16 protein-coding genes and 1 pseudogene are annotated in these 19,883 nt (G+C 38.5%); all 17 read right to left on the minus strand.

The window, feature by feature from the left end:
- Positions 1 to 13 precede the first annotated feature (13 nt).
- Positions 14 to 2,875 (minus strand): excinuclease ABC subunit UvrA, encoded by a 2,862-nt coding sequence (uvrA, locus tag JP39_RS07980; RefSeq protein ID WP_041501726.1) that lies wholly within the window; start codon positions 2,873 to 2,875, stop codon positions 14 to 16.
- Between the two features lie 2 nt (positions 2,876 to 2,877).
- Positions 2,878 to 4,887, minus strand: coding sequence for an excinuclease ABC subunit UvrB (gene uvrB / locus JP39_RS07985; RefSeq protein WP_041501725.1), 2,010 nt, complete (start codon positions 4,885 to 4,887; stop codon positions 2,878 to 2,880).
- A 127-nt stretch (positions 4,888 to 5,014) separates the two neighbouring features.
- Positions 5,015 to 5,236 (minus strand): hypothetical protein, encoded by a 222-nt coding sequence (locus tag JP39_RS12680; protein ID WP_169751875.1) that lies wholly within the window; start codon positions 5,234 to 5,236, stop codon positions 5,015 to 5,017.
- 97 nt (positions 5,237 to 5,333) lie between these two features.
- Entirely contained in the window at positions 5,334 to 6,578 is a 1,245-nt protein-coding gene (locus tag JP39_RS07990) for an MFS transporter (RefSeq protein WP_041501724.1), read from the minus strand.
- 14 nt (positions 6,579 to 6,592) lie between these two features.
- The gene (locus JP39_RS07995; protein ID WP_041501723.1) at positions 6,593 to 7,885 is read right to left on the minus strand and encodes an alkaline phosphatase family protein; all 1,293 of its coding nucleotides are present in this window, start codon (positions 7,883 to 7,885) and stop codon (positions 6,593 to 6,595) included.
- Between the two features lie 732 nt (positions 7,886 to 8,617).
- A complete protein-coding gene (locus tag JP39_RS08005; protein WP_041501721.1) occupies positions 8,618 to 10,336 on the minus strand; it encodes a phospho-sugar mutase in 1,719 nt (572 codons plus the stop codon).
- 135 nt (positions 10,337 to 10,471) lie between these two features.
- The gene (locus tag JP39_RS08010) at positions 10,472 to 10,723 is read right to left on the minus strand and encodes a helix-turn-helix domain-containing protein (RefSeq protein ID WP_048698728.1); all 252 of its coding nucleotides are present in this window, start codon (positions 10,721 to 10,723) and stop codon (positions 10,472 to 10,474) included.
- 377 nt (positions 10,724 to 11,100) lie between these two features.
- Complete coding sequence (gene trxB / locus JP39_RS08015; RefSeq protein ID WP_041501720.1) at positions 11,101 to 12,042, minus strand: thioredoxin-disulfide reductase; 942 nt, start codon at positions 12,040 to 12,042, stop codon at positions 11,101 to 11,103.
- A 65-nt stretch (positions 12,043 to 12,107) separates the two neighbouring features.
- Entirely contained in the window at positions 12,108 to 12,917 is an 810-nt protein-coding gene (gene lgt / locus JP39_RS08020; protein WP_041501719.1) for a prolipoprotein diacylglyceryl transferase, read from the minus strand.
- The gene (gene hprK / locus JP39_RS08025) at positions 12,917 to 13,876 is read right to left on the minus strand and encodes an HPr(Ser) kinase/phosphatase (protein WP_041501718.1); all 960 of its coding nucleotides are present in this window, start codon (positions 13,874 to 13,876) and stop codon (positions 12,917 to 12,919) included. The genes lgt and hprK overlap by 1 nt, the downstream gene beginning before the upstream one ends.
- A gap of 677 nt (positions 13,877 to 14,553) precedes the next feature.
- Entirely contained in the window at positions 14,554 to 14,919 is a 366-nt protein-coding gene (locus JP39_RS08030) for a phage holin family protein (RefSeq protein ID WP_041501717.1), read from the minus strand.
- A 29-nt stretch (positions 14,920 to 14,948) separates the two neighbouring features.
- Positions 14,949 to 15,206 carry a PspC domain-containing protein gene (locus JP39_RS12495; RefSeq protein WP_082330671.1) on the minus strand — a complete coding sequence of 86 codons (258 nt, stop codon included), beginning with the start codon at positions 15,204 to 15,206 and terminating at the stop codon, positions 14,949 to 14,951.
- 72 nt (positions 15,207 to 15,278) lie between these two features.
- A pseudogene (locus JP39_RS08035) lies at positions 15,279 to 15,614 on the minus strand (phosphate ABC transporter ATP-binding protein); the annotation flags it as partial.
- Between the two features lie 203 nt (positions 15,615 to 15,817).
- Positions 15,818 to 16,966 carry an RNA-guided endonuclease InsQ/TnpB family protein gene (locus tag JP39_RS08040; RefSeq protein ID WP_041501714.1) on the minus strand — a complete coding sequence of 383 codons (1,149 nt, stop codon included), beginning with the start codon at positions 16,964 to 16,966 and terminating at the stop codon, positions 15,818 to 15,820.
- 299 nt (positions 16,967 to 17,265) lie between these two features.
- Positions 17,266 to 18,072, minus strand: a complete 807-nt coding sequence (gene pstB / locus JP39_RS08045) for a phosphate ABC transporter ATP-binding protein PstB (protein WP_041501713.1) — start codon at positions 18,070 to 18,072, stop codon at positions 17,266 to 17,268.
- Positions 18,073 to 18,075: 3 nt separating this feature from the next.
- Positions 18,076 to 18,963 carry a phosphate ABC transporter permease PstA gene (pstA, locus tag JP39_RS08050; protein WP_041501712.1) on the minus strand — a complete coding sequence of 296 codons (888 nt, stop codon included), beginning with the start codon at positions 18,961 to 18,963 and terminating at the stop codon, positions 18,076 to 18,078.
- Positions 18,963 to 19,883 (minus strand): phosphate ABC transporter permease subunit PstC, encoded by a 921-nt coding sequence (gene pstC / locus JP39_RS08055; protein WP_041501711.1) that lies wholly within the window; start codon positions 19,881 to 19,883, stop codon positions 18,963 to 18,965. Before pstC ends, pstA begins: the two co-directional genes overlap by 1 nt.

The following is a 19,883-nucleotide window of genomic DNA, read 5'->3' on the forward strand; positions in this document are numbered from 1 at the left end:
TTGGGAGATTTTTTTATTTACTATTTTTTTCAGCATCTTTAGTACGCTTCGTATCACGCACTAAGACAGGCTTCAAATATTGACCTGTATAACTTTCTTTAACTTTAACAATCTTCTCAGGTGTACCAGTACCAACAATCGTACCGCCGCCTTCGCCACCTTCTGGTCCTAAATCAATCAACCAGTCTGCTGACTTAACGACATCCAAGTTATGTTCAATAACCAAGACAGTATTACCTTCATCGACTAAGCGTTGGAGAACTTCCAACAGACGTTTAATATCATCGGTATGTAAACCAGTTGTTGGTTCATCCAAGATATAGAAGTTCTTACCATTAGATTTCTTATACAATTCAGAAGCTAACTTCATACGTTGAGCTTCACCACCAGATAATTGTGTGGCTGATTGTCCGAGTGAAACGTAACCTAAACCGACATCAACGATTGTCTGCAACTTACGTCTAATCTTAGGGATATTGCTGAAGAAGTCGAGTGCTTCTTTAACTTTCATATCCAAGACTTGCGCAATGTTCTTGCCCTTATAAGTAACTTCCAAAGTTTCAGAATTATAACGTGTACCATGACAAACTTCACAAGGAACGTAAACGTCAGGCAAGAAATTCATTTCAATCTTAATGATTCCGTCACCGTGACAATTTTCACAACGACCACCTTTAACATTGAATGAGAATCTACCCTTCTTGTAGCCACGTAGCTTAGCTTCATTAGTTTGTGAGAAGAGATCACGCACATCATCAAAAACACCAGTATATGTGGCTGGATTACTTCTAGGTGTTCTACCGATTGGACTTTGGTCAATGGCAATCATCTTTTCAAGATTTTCGTACCCAGTAATCTTCTTATACTTACCAGGTTTCTCAGAATTATGATTCATCTTTTGAGCCAATGCACGTTTCAAAATCATATTAACCAAGGTTGATTTACCAGAACCTGAAACACCAGTCACAACGATAAATTTACCTAATGGAAATTTAACATTAAGGTTCTTCAAGTTATTTTCAGCGGCACCATAAACTTCGACAAAATCACCGCTACCCTTACGACGTTCCAATGGTACTGGTACAAATTTCTTACCAGCTAAATATTGTCCCGTCAAAGATTTAGGGTTCTTTTCGACTTCTGCAGGTGTTCCGGCAGCGACAATTCTACCACCAGCTTCACCAGCACCCGGGCCAACGTCAATCAAATAATCAGCGGCACGCATCGTGTCTTCATCATGTTCAACGACAATTAAAGTATTCCCAAGGTCACGCATTTTCTTCAATGAACTGATCAAACGATCATTATCACGTTGATGCAAACCAATTGATGGTTCATCCAAAATGTACATAACACCTGACAAGTTAGAACCAATCTGAGTTGCCAAACGAATACGTTGAGCTTCACCACCAGAAAGTGTTCCGGCTGATCGGGAAAGTGACAAGTATTCCAAACCAACGTTAATCAAGAAGCTAAGGCGGTCCTTAACTTCCTTCAAAATAGGCTTGGCAATTACAGTATTTTGTTCACCCAAAACAACAGCTTTGAAGAATGGAAGTTCATCCTTAATTGACATTTCTGAAACATCGGCGATATCTTTGCCACTAATTTTGACAGCCAAAGCCTGACGGTTCAAACGTTTGCCGTGACAAACAGGGCAAGTCAATTCAGTCATATACTTACGCATAACTTCACGTGTGAAATCACTGTTAGTTTCGTGATAACGACGGTTGATGTTAGGGACAACCCCTTCAAAAGGTACATCAACATCCCTGACACTACCGAAATCATTCTCATAGTGGAAGTGGAAATTCTTGCCATCAGAACCATTCAAGACGATATTTTGTGCCTTTTCAGATAATTTCTCAAAAGGAGTATTCATATCAATCTTAAATTCTTTAGCTGCTTGAGCTAACATTTCTGGATAATACTGCGAACTAATAGGATTCCAGGGTTCGATTGCCCCTTCAGCCAAAGTCTTACTTGGATCAGGAATAACCAAATCCATATCGACTTCAAGCTTCATTCCTAGACCATCACAGTTATCACAAGCGCCAAATGGTGCATTGAATGAGAACAAACGAGGTTCTAGTTCACCAACAGTAAATCCACAAATTGGACAAGCATTCTTTTCTGAGAAAACCATCATATCTTGACCAATTACATCAACATTCATGTAACCGTCCGATAGACGTAAGGCAGCTTCGACAGAATCAAACAAACGTGACTTGATATGGTCATTGATTACGATACGGTCAACAACAACGTCAATATCATGCTTCTTATTCTTATCTAATTCAATATCCTCACCGATATCACGGACTTCACCGTCAACTCGAATTCTGACATAACCTTGTTTCTTGATTTGTGCCAAAGCTTTCTTATGTTGACCACGTTTAGCACGAACAACTGGTGAAAGAATCTGTAGTTTTGTACCATCATCCAATTTCAAGATAGCATCAACCATCTGTTGCGCTGATTGACTAGTGATCTTAGTCCCATCATTTGGACAAATTGGAGTTCCTACACGAGCCCATAACAAACGCAAATAATCGTTAATTTCGGTAACTGTACCAACAGTTGAACGAGGGTTCTTTGAAGTGGTCTTTTGATCAATTGAAATAGCAGGACTCAAACCATCAATCGAATCGACATCCGGCTTATCCATTTGACCTAAAAATTGACGTGCATATGAAGATAAACTTTCCACATAACGTCTTTGACCTTCAGCATAAAGTGTATCGAATGCCAACGAACTCTTTCCTGAACCTGATAGACCAGTCATGACAACCAATTTATCACGTGGAATAGTGACATCAATATCCTTTAAATTGTGAGCACGTGCTCCATGAATAACAATCTTATCATTTAACATATTTATTTCATTTCCGCCTTTAATTCCAAAATCGAATCACGCAAGTTGGCAGCTGCCTCGAAATCGAGCTTCTTGGCGGCATTTTCCATCTGTTCTTTCAAGTTGGCTAAGAGTTCTTCACGTTCTTTCTTAGTCATATCCTTGAAGTCAATATCATCATTGATCTTTTCTGTTTCGGATGAGCTGTTATCAACCTTCTGGAACATTGAAATTGCATCTCTGATTGGTTTAACGATGGTTGTTGGCGTGATTCCATGTTCCTCATTGAATTTCTCTTGTAACTTACGACGACGAGCAGTTGCATCAATAGCACCCTTCATCGAATCGGTCACTGAGTCTGCATACATGATAACTTTACCATGTTCATTACGAGAAGCACGTCCGATGATTTGAACCAATGAACGTTCAGCTCTCAAGAAGCCTTCCTTGTCAGCATCCAAAATGGCAATCAAGGAAACTTCGGGCACATCAATACCTTCACGCAATAAGTTGATACCAATCAAGACATCGAATTTACCCAAACGTAAATCACGGATAATCTTGGAACGCTCCAACGTCTTGATATCACTGTGGAGATAACGAACTTTGATACCTAAATCCTTGAAGTAATCGGTCAAATCTTCAGCCATCTTCTTGGTCAAAGTCGTGACAAAGACACGCTCATGCTTTTCAACACGATCATTGATTTCACCAACTAAATCATCAATCTGTCCCATAATTGGACGGACTTCAATCTTCGGATCGAGCAAACCAGTTGGACGAATAATTTGTTCCGCTTTGTGATCAGTCCGCTCTAGTTCGTAAGGACCAGGTGTAGCTGAAACATAGAGAATGCGGTTAACATGTTTTTCAAACTCTTCCAATTTCAAAGGACGGTTGTCCAAAGCACTTGGCAAACGGAAACCATAGTCAACTAATTGTTGCTTTCTAGCACGGTCACCATTATACATACCACGAATTTGTGGCATAGTAACGTGTGATTCATCAATCATAATATTGAAATCTTTGGGGAAGAAGTCGAGCAAAGTAAATGGTGGTTCACCTTCAGCTCGTCCTTCCATGTGACGTGAATAATTTTCGATACCAGATGTATAACCCATCTCACGCATCATTTCGATATCATATTCAGTACGTTGCTTGATTCGTTGAGCCTCAAGTAACTTACCCTCTTCAGTAAATTTCTTAACTTGAACATCCATCTCATCTTGAATTCGAGTGAGTGCTTCTTCCATCTTAGAATCACTAATCATAAAGTGAGTTGCTGGAAAAATTCCGATATGATCCATTGAACCTTTAACTTCACCTGTTAAAGCATCCATTTCGATAATTCGATCAATTTCATCACCAAAAAATTCCACACGAATGGCATTATCGTCACGTGAAGCTGGGAAGATATCCACAACATCGCCACGCACACGAAATCTACCACGTTGGAAGTCAATATCGTTACGTTCAAATTGATTTTCGACTAATTCTTCTAATAATTTATCACGGGCAATTTGTTCGCCGACACGCAATGAAATAATACTGTCCGCGTATTCTCTTGGATCACCTAAACCAAAGATACATGAAACTGAGGCAATCACAATTACATCGTTACGTTCCAAAAGTGAACTTGTTGCCGAGTGACGCAACTTATCAATTTCATCGTTAATACTAGAATCTTTTTCAATATAAGTATCACTAGAAGGCACATAAGCCTCTGGTTGATAGTAATCATAATAACTAACAAAGTATTCAACAGCATTATTGGGGAAAAACTCTTTCATCTCACCATATAATTGACCTGCCAAAGTTTTATTATGTGAAATAATCAACGTTGGTTTATTCAAATCTTTAATGACGTTGGCCATTGTAAAGGTCTTACCAGTACCAGTGGCACCTTCCAAAATGACTTCTTTGTCACCAGCCTTGAAATCCTTGTCAATTGTCTCAATTGCCTGTGCTTGGTCACCAGCAGGAGCATATTTTGAAACTAAATCAAACTTATTATCAGTAATTCTATCTATCACAGACGACTTACCCCCTCTTTAAGCTAAAAAATACATCTAATTTTGTTATGAATTAGATGTAATTAATACCGGCTTATTTCGCTGGCTCTATATTACCATAGCGAACATATTTTCGCCATATTTTTACTTATTGATTAAAATGTTTAATTTTGCCGTTTCCAGAGCTGAGAGTATTCATCTGCTGCGCGGAACGGCCCGAGCCAAAGAACGGTCTCGAACCTCGGTTGAAGCCTTGCAAAACCGGCAAGTCTCCAACACGCCCGGTGGTGTAATGGCTAAAGCCATAACGCCACTTTCGCTGCTGATGAATACTCTCAGCTCTTCCAACTAATTTGTTTTTTGAATCCAATAAAAGTATGAGAATTTCTGATTCTATAAATAAATTGTCGATTGAAATGTCAACACAACAAATATTTATCTATCCATTCAAAGAGACTTAAAGGTCATCATTTCTCCGCAGTTAATCGAGGTAACATCAAGAAAATCACCAAACCTATCAAGAACAAAATGCTCAACGATGCTGCACCTATTGTTGATTTGCCTGTTATCTGTGTCACGATTCCGACTAATACTGGACCCATGACTGCTGAAAATTTTCCTAAAATATTATAGAATCCGAAGAACTCGCTACCCGATTCTTTGGGGATTAGCTTACCAAAGTACGATCTACTCAAGGCTTGTATTCCACCTTGACTGGTTCCGACTAAGACTGCCAAAATCCAGAAATCGACTGTTGTTGTCAGTTTCAAGGCATATAGACAAATTCCAAAGTATAAAATAATTGCTAGTAAAATACCTTTTCTTGCTGAAAAATGATTGGCAATCCAGCCATACAGAATGGAGAACGGAAAGGCTACTAATTGAACGACTAGTAAGACAATCATCAAGGTTGTCGTGGTGATTCCCATATCCATCCCGATTGATGTCGCCATTGTAAAAATCGTATCGACACCGTCTATGTAAAAGAAGTACGCAATTAAAAACCAAGCTGCTGCTTTATACTTTCGCAAATGTGTCACTGTTGCCCAGACCCGTTTGAAACTCGAGGTTATCGGATGCGGATTTTCTGGTAATGAATAAACTTGTTGTACATTTTTCAAAAGTGGAATGAAGAAAATTATCCACCATAACGCTGCCAGTAGAAAACTCCATCTCGCTACGCCGTAACTTGATAACATTCCAAAACCACTAGTTAATTGCAAAACTAAGAAGAGAATGAATGCGATCACGCCACCTAAATATCCGTATGCGTAACCATTTGATGACAACGAATCCATTCTTTTATTGTCCGCCACATCAGTTAAGAAACTGTCATAAAAGAGGTTTCCCCCAGAATACCCAATTATCGACAGGATATACACAGCCAGTAATAACTGCCACTGATTTGGTGGTAAAAGTGCCAATCCCAGCGTCATAACGATACCTAGAAATGAAAATGTACTCAGTAGGCGCTTCTTGTGATGTGGATAATCAGCTAAAGCTCCTAGAACTGGTGCCATAACTGAAACTATCAATGTTCCAAAACTATTTGCATAACCCCAATAAGCTGTAGCGTTCGCTTGTGTAACGCCTGCATTTTGAGCTACGGATTTAAAATAAACTGGCAAAACGGCTGTCGTGACAATTATTCCATAACCTGAGTTTGCCCAATCATAAAAAATCCAACTCCACTGCTTTTTATTAAATCCCATATCATCCCTCAATCCTAATCTACAAAAACATCGTCAATTGCGGAACCTGCCAAAGGCTCGAGGAACTTTAATCCTAATAATTTCGCAAAAGTTGGTGCTTCATCAACTAAATCAGCCTTCTCAACTGTGTTGTTTTCTTTAATCATTGGTCCGTTGAAAATCATGGTCGTCTTATAACCAGGCTTGTCTGGATCATAACCATGAACGCCTCGATAACGGTCAGCATCCCCCATCATATCTGGCAAAACTTTTTCCACAACTTGTGCACGGTCACTTTCATCAGTGAAATAATACCCTGCTTTGGCTTCAACCATCAAAGTACATTTAGGATCGGCACCTCGCTGGGCCGCTTCCTGACCGGAATGGATTTTTTCGACCCCTTCAACGCCAGAAATCAAATCACGTAATCGATCAATTTGACCGAAATCTTTCGTATAAATATATGTACTACCGTCGCAAGTCTTAGCCATAACTTGCCAATTCTTCTTAAAGGTTTGGTCAGATTTAGCAGTCAACCAGCCACGTTTAGCAAACATAGTATTCAAATGTATCATGCGATCAACGTTAATTTGATAGTGGTCTCCTAAGATAACAAAGTTGGTGTCGTCAAACGTCCCAGCTTCCTTAGTTGCCTTGATAATTTGCGAAACATGATTGTCTAATCGATGCAAGGCTTCCATCGCTTCATCCGAACGAACGCCATAACGGTGACGCATACTGTCCATATCGACCAAATGTAACAGCGTTAAATTCGGCTTTTTATTCTTAATCGTATCAACTGCACAGGCTGTAATGAAATCATCCAATTCTGGCTGTCTAATACCGTTACGAAGTTTTCCATACTTATTATTCATTTCTAAAATAAATAATGGTGAACTAGCACGCATTGAAACCAACACTTGATTAGTCCAAATGCGATTAGGAAAAATTTCAGCCAAGTTATAAGTAATCTTACTACCAGCAGTCACAGGCCACAAAAAAGCCGCCGTAGTTAACTTCTGCTTTCTAGCCAAATCATATAACGTTGGCGATCTGACATCCTTTTGATACCAGAACCAATCCGGTGAGCGACGTTCTGGCTGAATCTTAGTATTATTGACAATTCCGTGGACACTAGGATATTGCCCCGTGATGATTGTTGTGTGTGATGGATACGTCAAAGTTGGGTAAATACCCTTGACCTCTTTGACCCAAGTTCCACCGTTAACTAATTTATTTAAAGTTGGTAATTCACTCTGATGTTCATTGATATCACGAAACCCTAAAGCATCAAGTGAAATAATTACTAAATGTTGATTTGTCAGCAAATTGATTTCCTCTTTTCACAAACTACATGAAAATATTATATCGCAGATAGGAAAACCATGTTACACACAATGTTGAGACAAAACGTTTATTTTGTTGGTTATAGTTATGACTCCGGTTGTCAGAAATATAGTCTGCTGTGGGGACCGGCCCGAGCCAAAGTACGGTCTCGAACCTCGATTTTGAGCCGAAAACCGCGTCTCAAAACTCGTCCCGTGGTGTAAGAGCTAAAGCTCTAACGCCACCTCCACTGCTGACTATATTTCTGACAACCTCCGACTAATGTATCTGTTCATTGGGAATCTATTATTCTAAATAATGACAATCAATTTTGATCATTGTTTTAGCGGAATAGATTTTATGTTTTATAAAATTAAATAAAAAAAGATAACTCCAAAAAGATCTGGAATTATCCGTAATATATTTAAAATCAAATTCAACTTACAACAAGCCAAATATAATCAAGGAATACTTAACAAACTAAATATTTAAACCAACCTAGCCGGAGGGCGAAACGGATGAAGTTCAGCAGTGGGAGTGGCGTTAGGACTTTAGTCCTTACTCCACTACGACTTTTGAGATTTGCGAACCTTGCAAAGCTCAAAATCGAGGCGCGAGACGCAAGGCTTGCACCGGTCCACAGCGAACTTCATCCGTTTCGCCCTTCGGCGACATACTTCAATACAAAAAAAGGAACAAAGGTTTTTACACCCTTATTCCTTAATTAGGAAAAACTATTCCCAGCCTTCGATTTCTTTACCGAATTCTTCCAGCTTTGTAGCAGCTCCATCTTCAGTATCGCCTTTAACACCAATATAGAACTTCATCTTAGGTTCTGTACCAGAAGGTCTAGCAGCTACCCAAGTATCGTCAGCTAAAACGTACTTCAATACATTAGCCTTTGGTAAACCTGTTTCTTTAGTACCAGCTGCTGTTGTATCGGTATCATTCAAGTAATCGATTGATTCAACGACTTTAACACCATTGATTTCGTCGATCCCCTCTTCACGAAGTGTCTTCATGATTTGAGCCATCTTATCTTTTCCTGAGATACCAGCAAATGTCTTAGAAATAGTCTTTTCACGATAATAGCCAAATTCCTTATAAAGGTCTTCGAGTGCATCGTAGATTGTCTTACCTTTTGATTCATAGTAAGCAGCTGCTTCAGCCAACAAAAGTGTTGATTGCATGGCATCCTTATCACGAACAAATGGTTTAACTAGATATCCATAACTTTCTTCAAAACCGAATAGGAATTCGTTGCTACCTGTTTCTTCAAATTGTTCAATCTTTTCAGCAATATACTTGAATCCTGTCAAAACATCGAACATCTTAATATCATATTTATCAGCGATTGCCGTAGCCAATTCAGATGAAACGATTGACTTAACAACTGCTCCGTTAGTAGGCAATGCATTCAAGTTCTTCTTAGCATGTAATAAGTAATTCAAAAGAACTGAAGCAATTTGATTACCTGTCATTAGTTTATAAGAACCATCAGGTTGTCTAACAGCAGCACCTAATCTATCAGCATCAGGATCGGTTGCAATCAGAATGTTGGCACCAATCTTTTTACCACGTTCAATAGCGAGGTCGAAAGTTTGGGCAAATTCTGGATTAGGGAAAGGTGTTGTAGCAAACTCTGGATCAAGGATAGCTTGCTCAGTTACCATGTTGAAATTCTTAAATCCTAATTGTTGGAAAATACGTGGGGCAATCATCTTACCTGTACCGTGAAGTGGTGAGTAAACAAACTTCATTTTATCGGCATATTCTTCAATCAACTTAGGATTTACGATAACTGTTTCGAGGTTCTTCATATAATCAATATCGACATCTTCACCAATCAAAGTAAGCAATTTTTCAGCTCTTAACTTTTGAACAGCTTTTACCTTGATAGCAAAGAGGTCACTAGCTTTACGAGCAAAGTTAGTAATGTTATCTGATTCAGCTGGTGGCATTTGACCGCCATCTGGTCCATAGATTTTGAAACCATTATATTGCTTAGGATTATGGCTGGCTGTAATCATAATTCCTGCATATGTGTGTAGGCTTCTTACAGCAAAGGATAATTCAGGAGTAGGTCTCAAACTATCGAATACGAAACTGTGAATATTGTGAGCTCCCAAAACTTTGGCTGATTCATAAGCAAAATCTTGAGAATAGTAACGTGAATCATAACTGATGGCGACACCTTGAGTTTTAACTTTATCGTCTAAAGTGTCCATAAATGAAGCTAAACCTTCGGTTGCTTGACGAACTGTGTAAATGTTCATCCGGTTAATACCAGGACCAATCAAGCCACGCATACCAGCAGTACCAAATTCCATAGGTGCGTAAAATGCTTCTTCAGCGACTTTATCGTCCTTTTTAATTTCGTTTAGTTGCTCTTTCATATCTGGATCTAAATCCTTATAATCAAGCCATTGTTGCATATTATCTTGCCAAGTCATTAGAATTATCCTCCTAATTTGTAAGTACTTACATCTATTATAGCAATCATGAAGTACTATTAAAATTTGATTTAGCAACTTTAACAATAAATATTTAAAATATCCTTAAAGTTCTATTTTCAAATATTCAAATTATTAAGATTCGCTACTAATGATTCTGTTGATATCGGTATCGTAGTATCTAGCCAAGGCAATCAAAGTGTCGATATCTGGCATACGGATACCAGTCTCATAGTGAGACAAAGTCGTAACATCAATATTCAAATGTTGAGCCACTTCTTTTTGAGTTACGTTTCTTTCACGTCTGAGTTGCTTCAGATTTTTCGCAATGTTGAAACCTGATTCGTGCATTAATTGGTTCAAGTTTTTATCTGCTACTTCGCGCATAAGAATCACTTCCTGACTTTTTAAGTTCATTATATATTTAAACATATACGCAATGGAATCAAATTTCAACAATTATCTTTTCAATAATTAGACAATTAGTCATAATTTAATTAATAAAAAAGGATTATATGACAAAGGCAGCAATCGCCTTATCATATAATCCTCAATTTACTTTTATTATTAAAATGTACGGTGCCTAGTTTATAATCCATTATCAATACTCGCCTATATTTCAGTATCAAAAACGTACCAAATATTAAAGCATCTGAATACTTATATATTCAATTAATAACGATTAAATTAGTCTACAGAGCTGGGAAATATTTCCCAGCTCTGTAGACAGGATACTTAACTAGCACCACATATTATTAAACTAATTACTTAGTTGAAACTTTGTCATCAGAGAGTTCTTGGATATAACTGAATGCTTGTTGTCCAGCGATACCACCCTCACCAACAGCTGTAGCAATTTGACGAAGATCTTTCTTTCTAACGTCGCCGACAGCCAAAATACCAGGTACTTTAGTTTCCATATGTTCATTTGTATTGATCCAGCCAGCTTCATCAAGAATACCAAGATCCTTGAATGGTGTTGTCATTGGGTCGATACCAACATAGATAAAGGCACCTTTAGCTGGTACGACATGTTCTTCACCAGTTTCTTTGTCAATATATCTGACACCAGCAACTTTGTCATCTTCGCTCGTGATTTCCTTAACGTCAGCATTCCAAACGAACTTAATCTTGTCATTCTTAAATGCACGGTCTTGCAAAATCTTTTGAGCACGTAGTTGATCACGACGGTGAATAATTGTTACAGATTTAGCTAATTGTGTTAAATAAATACCTTCTTCAACGGCTGAATCGCCACCACCAATAACGGCAACGTCTTGGCCTTTAAAGAATGCACCATCACAGACGGCACAGTAAGAAACACCACGTCCTGAGAGTTCATCCTCGCCAGGTACGCCAATCTTCTTATATTGTGAACCAGTTGCAATGATTAAAACTTTTGTTTCGTAGTCGCCATCATCAGTATGGATGATTTTAACATTCCCCTTATCCTCAACGGATTCAACGGCACCATAGCCAAAGTCAGCACCAAATTGAGTTGAAGATTTGTACATCCTTTCACTCAAGTCTGGTCCGAGAATTGAATCAAATCCTGGATAGTTTTCGATCGCAGCGGTGTTATTCATTTGACCACCGTAGATACCACGATCAAGAATCATTACTGATAAGTTAGCACGTGAAGCATAGAGGGCGGCGGTTAAACCACCAGGACCTGCTCCAATAACTACTACATCATATGTTTTCATCGTCGATTACCTCCTAATTACTCAACAAATATTACCATTTATTTTTAACTTGGCAATTAAGTTGCTCACAATTCATTATACCAAGGTTCATTTTGTTTCTTTCGACGATAAATGAACAAGGTGATTGCTACTACAAATAATACTAATGAAAGTACTTGTGAAACTCTTACGCCAGGTAAAATGTACAAACTATCCGTTCGCATACCTTCAACGAAAAATCTAACTGCTGGATACCAAATCAAATAGCTTAAGAATACTTCCCCACGTTTAAGCAGATGCTTTCTATTACGCAAAACCAAAATCAGCACTAATCCAATCAAATTTCCAACTGATTCATACAAGAAAGTTGGTTGACGATAAGCGCCATTGATATACATTTGTTCGACAATAAAATGTGGAATATGTAGCGATTGTAGAAAGCTCAAAGTGGTTTTAGCACCAAAGGCTTCTTGATTCATAAAGTTACCCCAACGACCAACAATTTGGCCTAAAAGAACTGATGGAGCAGCAATATCTAACATCAACCATGGCGAAATCTTCCGCTTGCGACACAAAACTAGCAAGACGATAAACGCCGCAATCAAACCACCATAAATAGCGATTCCACCATGCCAAATTTTGATAATCTCACCGGGGTTAGCCAGATAGAATGGTAGTTCAAAGATTACATAGTATAACCTTGCACCGACTAAAGCAATTGGAACGCCCCACAAGACGAGATCCAAGATATTATCAGGATCCATGTGTTTACGTTTGGCTTCACGCATCGCCATCAGAACACCTACTAAGGCACCCAAAGCAATGATGACGCCGTACCAATGAATTTGTAATCCCCCCAGATCAAACGCAATCGGATTTAATGCTAATAAACTCATTACTTACCTTCTTCGTCATTCTTTGTTTTTTCTTCATTTTCTTTAATCAATAATCCTAAGTTATCTTCAAACTTCTTAGTAGCGTCATAACCCATCTTCTTAGCACGATAGTTCATGGCAGCGACTTCGATAATGATAGAAATATTACGACCAACTTTAACAGGAACAGTAATTTGTGGCACATCAACGTCAAAGAATGTTCTTTTATCTTCCAAAGTACCGATTCGATCGTAGTTCTTATCAGCTGACCAGTTTTCCAAATTGATAATCAATTGAATCTCACTTTGTGAACGAACGGCACCAGCACCAAAGAGGTTCATGACATCGATAATACCAATACCACGAATTTCTAGCAAATGATTGAGAATCTTAGGTGCTTCACCCACGATAGTTTTTTCATCACGTTGGTAAACATCGACACGATCATCAGCAATCAAACGGTGACCACGCTTAATCAATTCCAAAGCAGTTTCACTTTTACCAATACCAGAGTGACCAGTTAGCAAAATCCCGATACCATAAACGTCGACTAAAACCCCATGAATTGACTCTCTAGGAGCTAAGTTTTCATCCAAATATTCGGTGATCATACTTGAAAGTCTAGTTGTTGGCAACTCAGAACCAATGACAGGCACCTTATGCTCACTGGCAGCCTTCAGTAATTCCTCACTAGGTTGAATATTACGAGAAATTAAAAGTGCCGGTGTATCTTCACGACATAATTCCAACATAACCTTGTAACGGTTATTAGCAGTCATTGAACGTGAATATGCAGACTCAGTTTGCCCAAACAATTGAATACGCTCACTAGGATAGTAATCAAAGTAACCAGTCAATTCAATTCCGGGACGAGAAATATCACTCGTTGTGACCTTCTTGTTGTTCATCAAAGCTTCGTCATTATAAACTTTTAGTTCATTATCTTTTACCATTTGAGATACAGTAACAAAATTTGTCATAGCCAACCCTCACTAAATCTATTTTTATACCAATTTTATCATTAATAACTTAGGTTGAAACTTAAATCTGAATCTTTGTGGTGCGGTGCCGCCTCCGGGTGTCAGTAATGTAGCCGCTGTGAGGACCGGTTCGAGCCAAAGTACGGTCTCGAACCTCGATTTTGAACTTCGCAAAACCCGCGAATTTCAAAATTCGTCCTGTGGTGTAAGAGCTAAAGCTCTAACGCCACCTTCACTGCAGGCTACATTACTGACACCCGGAGGCTAATTTATTTAGAAACTTGTTTAGCAATTAAATATTTTGATTTATCAGTCAACAAAAAATATTGGCGAACAAAAAATATTTTAATAAACTACTTCTATTAAACATCGCCAATACATAATAAAAAATGATATACATCAAGAATTCAAATAGCCTCAAGAACATTTTTTTAGTCCGTAGTAAACCCAGAGCCGGAGGGCGCGAGGGATGGAGTTCAGCAGTGATAGTTATGTTAGGCTGGCGGTTTTCCAGTCTTACATAACAGGACGTCTTTTGAGACGCGAACTTCGGCTCAAAAGCGAGGGTCGAGACCGCTCTTTGGCTCGAGCCGGTCCCACAGCGAACTCCATCCCTCGCGCCCTCCGGCGACAATCCTTCAATACCCACCAAATTATAAAGACAAAAAAAACGCGTTCTAGACGCGCCTTTGAAAATTGTCCATGGTATAGCTGTTAATAATGGAATTGCAGATTGCTAGAATAACAGCAACCACTAAAGCTGAGCCAAAACCATTAAAGTGAAAACTTGATGATCCGACTAATACTGAAGTTAATTCCAAGGTAATCGCATTTATCACGAAGGAAAATAGACCAAAAGTAATAAACGTGATTGGTAGAGAAATGATATGCAACAATGGTTTGATAGTCCAATTTAGAAAGACCAATACCAAGCTTGCGACAATGGCCGTCCCTAAACTATCAATTTGAAACATACCCGGTAATAAACGCGCAATTGCTAAGAACAACAACGTTTGTATCACCAATCTGATTAAAAACTTCATTTTATACCCTCATTTAACTCTCTTTTGAGTCAGTAATATTTTTTGGAAGACTTAGCCTTGAGACGTCTTCTGCCTCGATACGAACTAGTTCTCTGAATATTACGCTTTTCTGGGAAAGAAAAGACGCATATTACATAAACTAATACCGGTAGAAAATATGTGAATGGCAATAAGAAGACAAAAGCTAGGCGAATCCAAGTTGAGTCAACCCCAAAGTACTCTCCTAAGCCTCCACAAACACCGGCAAGCATCCGATCAGTACTGGATCTTGTGATTCTATTTTTCATGTATTATCACCTCAACTTGTTCGAAAAATATACTACATATTAACAAATTTATCAATTAACCTTGGTTAGGATAATCTTCATCCGCAATATTACATTATCATAAATTGAGAAAGGAAATGGGTTTGGTTGTTGAAAAACCATTCCAACTTGTTTTCGCAATTCAACCGTATCAATATTGGGCGCATAGATGTTTTTACCATTCAAAGATATCGTTCCAGTTATCGTTACATTCGGAATTAAGTCGTTCATCCGATTCAAACATCTAAGATAAGTTGACTTTCCACATCCTGATGGACCGATTAAGGCTGTGATTTCATTCTTGTTGAAATCGAGGTTAATCCCGTTTAGTGCTTCTTTTTTTCCATAAAATAAATGTACATCAGATGATGTTAAAATTTTTTCTGACAAAATTATTGTGCTGCTATGCAAAATATGGAGAAATATAGAAAAATATTACTGATTTCTACATTTAGAAAGGTTGCATATTTCCTTTCTTGATTTTTGCTTGCTACCGTTATAACGTCGGTGTCCCGATATTCCATAGGGAGTAATCACATTGACCAACTATGACAGCTTAAGGACTTTAGCCAGCCCCGTTAAGTTACTATTTTTTAGATTAAATCTAGTAAGTTGGAAACAGCATTTTCGTCACGATCCATTATTGCGCCACAGTTATAACAAACATATTCATTATGCTTAGTCTGATGTGCGCAATTACCTTGTAACGTGATTTTATCGTTCCCAACTTTGATATGACCACACTTTGAACAACGCTGTGTTGAAGGATACTGGTGATCTGCCAGAATAAGCTCTTTACCGTACCAGTCACACTTATAGCTTAATATTTGCCGGAAGTAGCCAAACATTGACCGTTGCAAACCTTTAGAAGCAACGTGGCTCATCTGCATCGCTTTAACGGATAGGTCTTCAATCACGATTTTGTCGTAATTATTGACAAGTTTTGTCGTGAATTTTTGCATGATGTCATGCTGGATATTGGCAACTTTGCGATAATCACGCTGTAATTTGGCTCTTATTGCAACGTAATTAGTACTTTTAGTTGCCTTATTCCCATTCATGACTCGCTTATGAGCTAATTGCTTTTGGTAAAACTTGATTCGCTGATACAGCTTACGTAATCGTTTCGGCAAGGTGTTAATAACGCCAGCCGTGTAATTCAAATGACCAACATTCACATCAACAGCTGAACTATCACCAGTTTTTGGCTTGACATCAAGTTCAACTTCGAAGGGAAGACTGGCCCAGTATTTACCGTTTTCACGGTAAACACTGACCAACTTAAGTACACCTGATAAATCAACGTGTTGACTAATCCTGATGTCATACCAATCCTTAACGCCATGTGGTTTATCCAAACGAAGCTTACCAGCGATAATTTTAGCTCGGTCAGTTTTGAATCCTTGTCGAGCAGCTTTTTTTGATTTGAAAGTGGGTTTTCCCCAATCAGGTTGTGCCTTATCAAAAAAATTCTGCCAAGCCGTTCCTAGATCAGCAATCGCTAGTTGTAGCGTACGTGCTGATAACTCATACTGCCAATCAGCTTTATTCGCAACTAATTCATTCCGAACTGAATAAGCACTGGGAGGGGGACTACTTGAATCAAGCGTACGTAAGTCATACATGTCATTCCAAGTAGCCAGCCCCTCATTCCAGCAGTATCGCCGATAATCACAAAGGCTATCGAGCACCTTTTTCATATGACGATTAGGATAAAGTCTTACTTTCTGTGTCCGGATCATCAGTATCTTCACCTACCAAGTCAATGTTTTCTTTTCACTTCTCATTATAATTTAGATCGTTATTGATTTCAGTGATTTGATCATTGAAGATAATTTCTTTGGTATAAATAAGACTGATCAGGTCGGGTAAGATGCAGTGCAAGTTTTCAATTTTTACAGCGTACGAACTGTGATGGATTATCGCTAGATTTAATCATTACCAAGTTCGCCACCTCCATATTTACTCTCTGTGGGGAACTTGGTATTCTTTTCTACATTGTTCGACATTTTTCTATGTTTTAGTTAATGATTACTTTCTCCTATCCAAAGTGTCCAGAAACATAATCTTCAGTCGTCTTAATATGTGGACGAGTAAAGATTTTTCTAGTTTCATTAAATTCGACAGCATGTCCCAAGTGGAAAAATGCCGTGTAATCGCTGATTCTAGCTGCTTGTTGCATGTTGTGCGTCACGATAATAATGGTAAATTTATCCTTCAAACTCAACATTGTTTCTTCAACATTTGACGTTGAAATTGGATCCAAAGCACTTGCGGGTTCATCCATCAATAAAATATCCGGCTTCATCGCAATTGCTCGGGCAATACATAGTCGTTGTTGTTGACCCCCAGAGAGCGCTAATGCACTTTTGCCGAGATCATCTTTCACTTGGTCCCAAAGTGAGGCCTGCTTCAAAGTTGTCTCGACAATTTCATCTAATTGCTTTTTATCATGCAATCCATGACGTTTCAGCGCAAAAGTAATGTTGTCATAAATTGATTTCGAAAATGGATTAGGACGTTGAAAAACCATCCCAATATGTTTTCTAACTTCATAAATATCAACATTATTTTTGTTAATATCCAAACCACGGTACATGATCTCACCTTTGACCGTAGCACCAGGTACATTGTCGTTCATGCGATTCAAGGATCTCAAATATGTCGACTTACCAGAACCAGAAGCTCCAATCAAGGATGTTATCTTATATCTTTCGAACTGAAGCGATGCCTTATGCATGGCTTCTTTTTCGCCATAAAAAACTTGTAAATCTTTCGTCTTCATGGCGATTTCGTGTTCATCCTCGTTTAAATGAAGGATGTATTGTTCATCTGTTTGTACGCCCATATCTTACTCACCCGTCATCTTTTTATAAACTATATTGCCTATATATCTGGCTAATAAATTAAATATCAAAACTGCAATAATCAATACTGCTGAAGCTCCAGCTGAAACTTGGACAGCATCAGGAATCAAACCTTCTGAGTTAACTTTCCAAATATGAACAGCTAAAGTTTCGGCCGGTCTCATCAAATTCAAAGGACTGGTAATACTGAAAACATTGAAATTAGTGAAGTCCAATGGTGGAGCACTCTGACCAGCTGTGTAAATCAAGGCAGCCGCTTCACCAAAGACTCTACCAGCACCAATGATCATACCGGTAATGATACCTGGCAAACCATCGGGAATAATAACGTGGATAACAGTCTCCCATTTTGAAAGACCCAAAGCCAAGCCGGCTTCACGTTGTGACTGTGAGACTGACCTCAAGGAATCTTCCACATTTCTCGTCAAAATCGGTAAGTTGAACACTGTCAGTGTCAAAGCACCAGAGAGAATTGAGAAACCAAATTTAAAACTAATAACGAAAATCAAGAATCCGAATAAACCAACAACGATTGAAGGCAATGAACTCAAAACTTCAATTGATACACGAATCAAATCTACCAATTTATTCTTACCAGCGTATTCAGATAAATAAATACCGGCACAGATTGAAATTGGAATGGAAATCAACATTGAAAGTATCAATAGGAAAAACGAGTTGAATAATTGGATTCCAACACCACTACCAGCTTGAAAGGCTTTGGAACCTGATATCAAGAAATGCCAATTAACATAACGTAGTCCACTACCTAAAATATAAACCAACAAACCTGCCAAGATGAGCACAATAACGCCAGACATGAAGTAAATCACACCTGTGGCTATTTTGTCTTTAACTTTTTCATTAAACACTAGAACTCACCTCGCTTAGCAATTTTTCTAATAACGAAGTTGAATAGCAATGACATTAATAGGAGCAATAAGGCTAATGACCAAAGTGCATTGTTTGATGTTGAGCCCATGATTGTATTACCCATGTTCATTGTTAAAACACTTGTTAAGGTTGATGATGGTGAAACTAAATTGTGTGGCAATAACATCGCATTACCAATAACCATTTGAACAGCTAAAGCTTCACCAAAGGCTCTGGCCATGCCAAAAACAACGGCAGTCAAAAGTCCTGGCGTCGCTGCGCGTAAAATAACTTTGGAAATAGTTTGCCATCTAGTGGCACCCAAAGCTAACGAAGCTTCACGATAATATCTTGGTACTGCCTTCAAAGCATCTACTGACATTGATGTAATCGTTGGTAAAATCATGACGAATAAGACGAATGACCCGGCTAAAATACCGAAACCACTTCCGCCAGCAATTTTCCTAACAAATGGAACGACAATCGTTAAACCGAAGAATCCATAAACTACTGAAGGGATACCAACTAATAATTCGATAACTGGTTGTAAAACTTTTCGACCCCATTTAGGTGAAATTTCCGTCATAAAGATGGCTGCGGCAATCGCAAATGGTGTCCCAATAAGGGCTGCAATCAATGTAACCGCAAACGAACCGACAATCATTGGAGCTGCCCCAACAATTGGATGTCCAGCACTGTCCAATTTGCTAGGTGCCCAAACTGAGTGAGTCAGAAAATCAATCGGATTGACCCCATCCTTAAAGAAGATAATCAAACCACGTGATGCGATAAAACCAATAATTGTGATAACTAATAAAACGATAATTGCAGTAAAACTGAAAGAAATAATTTTACCGCGTGTTTCACGTTTAGCGGAAACAGATTTCTTGGTTAGACTTTCTCTAATTGGATCTTTCAA

The sequence above is a fragment of the Companilactobacillus heilongjiangensis genome (genome assembly GCF_000831645.3).
GTDB lineage: Bacteria > Bacillota > Bacilli > Lactobacillales > Lactobacillaceae > Companilactobacillus > Companilactobacillus heilongjiangensis.

What these genes read in the sequence shown, in the direction of transcription:
- uvrA (WP_041501726.1), bottom strand. Translation starts at nt 2,875, where the DNA reads ATGTTAAATGATAAGATTGTTATTCATGGAGCACGTGCTCACAATTTA.
- JP39_RS07990 (WP_041501724.1), bottom strand. Translation starts at nt 6,578, where the DNA reads ATGGGATTTAATAAAAAGCAGTGGAGTTGGATTTTTTATGATTGGGCA.
- JP39_RS08005 (WP_041501721.1), bottom strand. Translation starts at nt 10,336, where the DNA reads ATGACTTGGCAAGATAATATGCAACAATGGCTTGATTATAAGGATTTA.
- JP39_RS08010 (WP_048698728.1), bottom strand. Translation starts at nt 10,723, where the DNA reads ATGCGCGAAGTAGCAGATAAAAACTTGAACCAATTAATGCACGAATCA.
- trxB (WP_041501720.1), bottom strand. Translation starts at nt 12,042, where the DNA reads ATGAAAACATATGATGTAGTAGTTATTGGAGCAGGTCCTGGTGGTTTA.
- lgt (WP_041501719.1), bottom strand. Translation starts at nt 12,917, where the DNA reads ATGAGTTTATTAGCATTAAATCCGATTGCGTTTGATCTGGGGGGATTA.
- hprK (WP_041501718.1), bottom strand. Translation starts at nt 13,876, where the DNA reads ATGACAAATTTTGTTACTGTATCTCAAATGGTAAAAGATAATGAACTA.
- JP39_RS08030 (WP_041501717.1), bottom strand. Translation starts at nt 14,919, where the DNA reads ATGAAGTTTTTAATCAGATTGGTGATACAAACGTTGTTGTTCTTAGCA.
- JP39_RS12495 (WP_082330671.1), bottom strand. Translation starts at nt 15,206, where the DNA reads ATGAAAAATAGAATCACAAGATCCAGTACTGATCGGATGCTTGCCGGT.
- JP39_RS08040 (WP_041501714.1), bottom strand. Translation starts at nt 16,966, where the DNA reads ATGATCCGGACACAGAAAGTAAGACTTTATCCTAATCGTCATATGAAA.
- pstB (WP_041501713.1), bottom strand. Translation starts at nt 18,072, where the DNA reads ATGGGCGTACAAACAGATGAACAATACATCCTTCATTTAAACGAGGAT.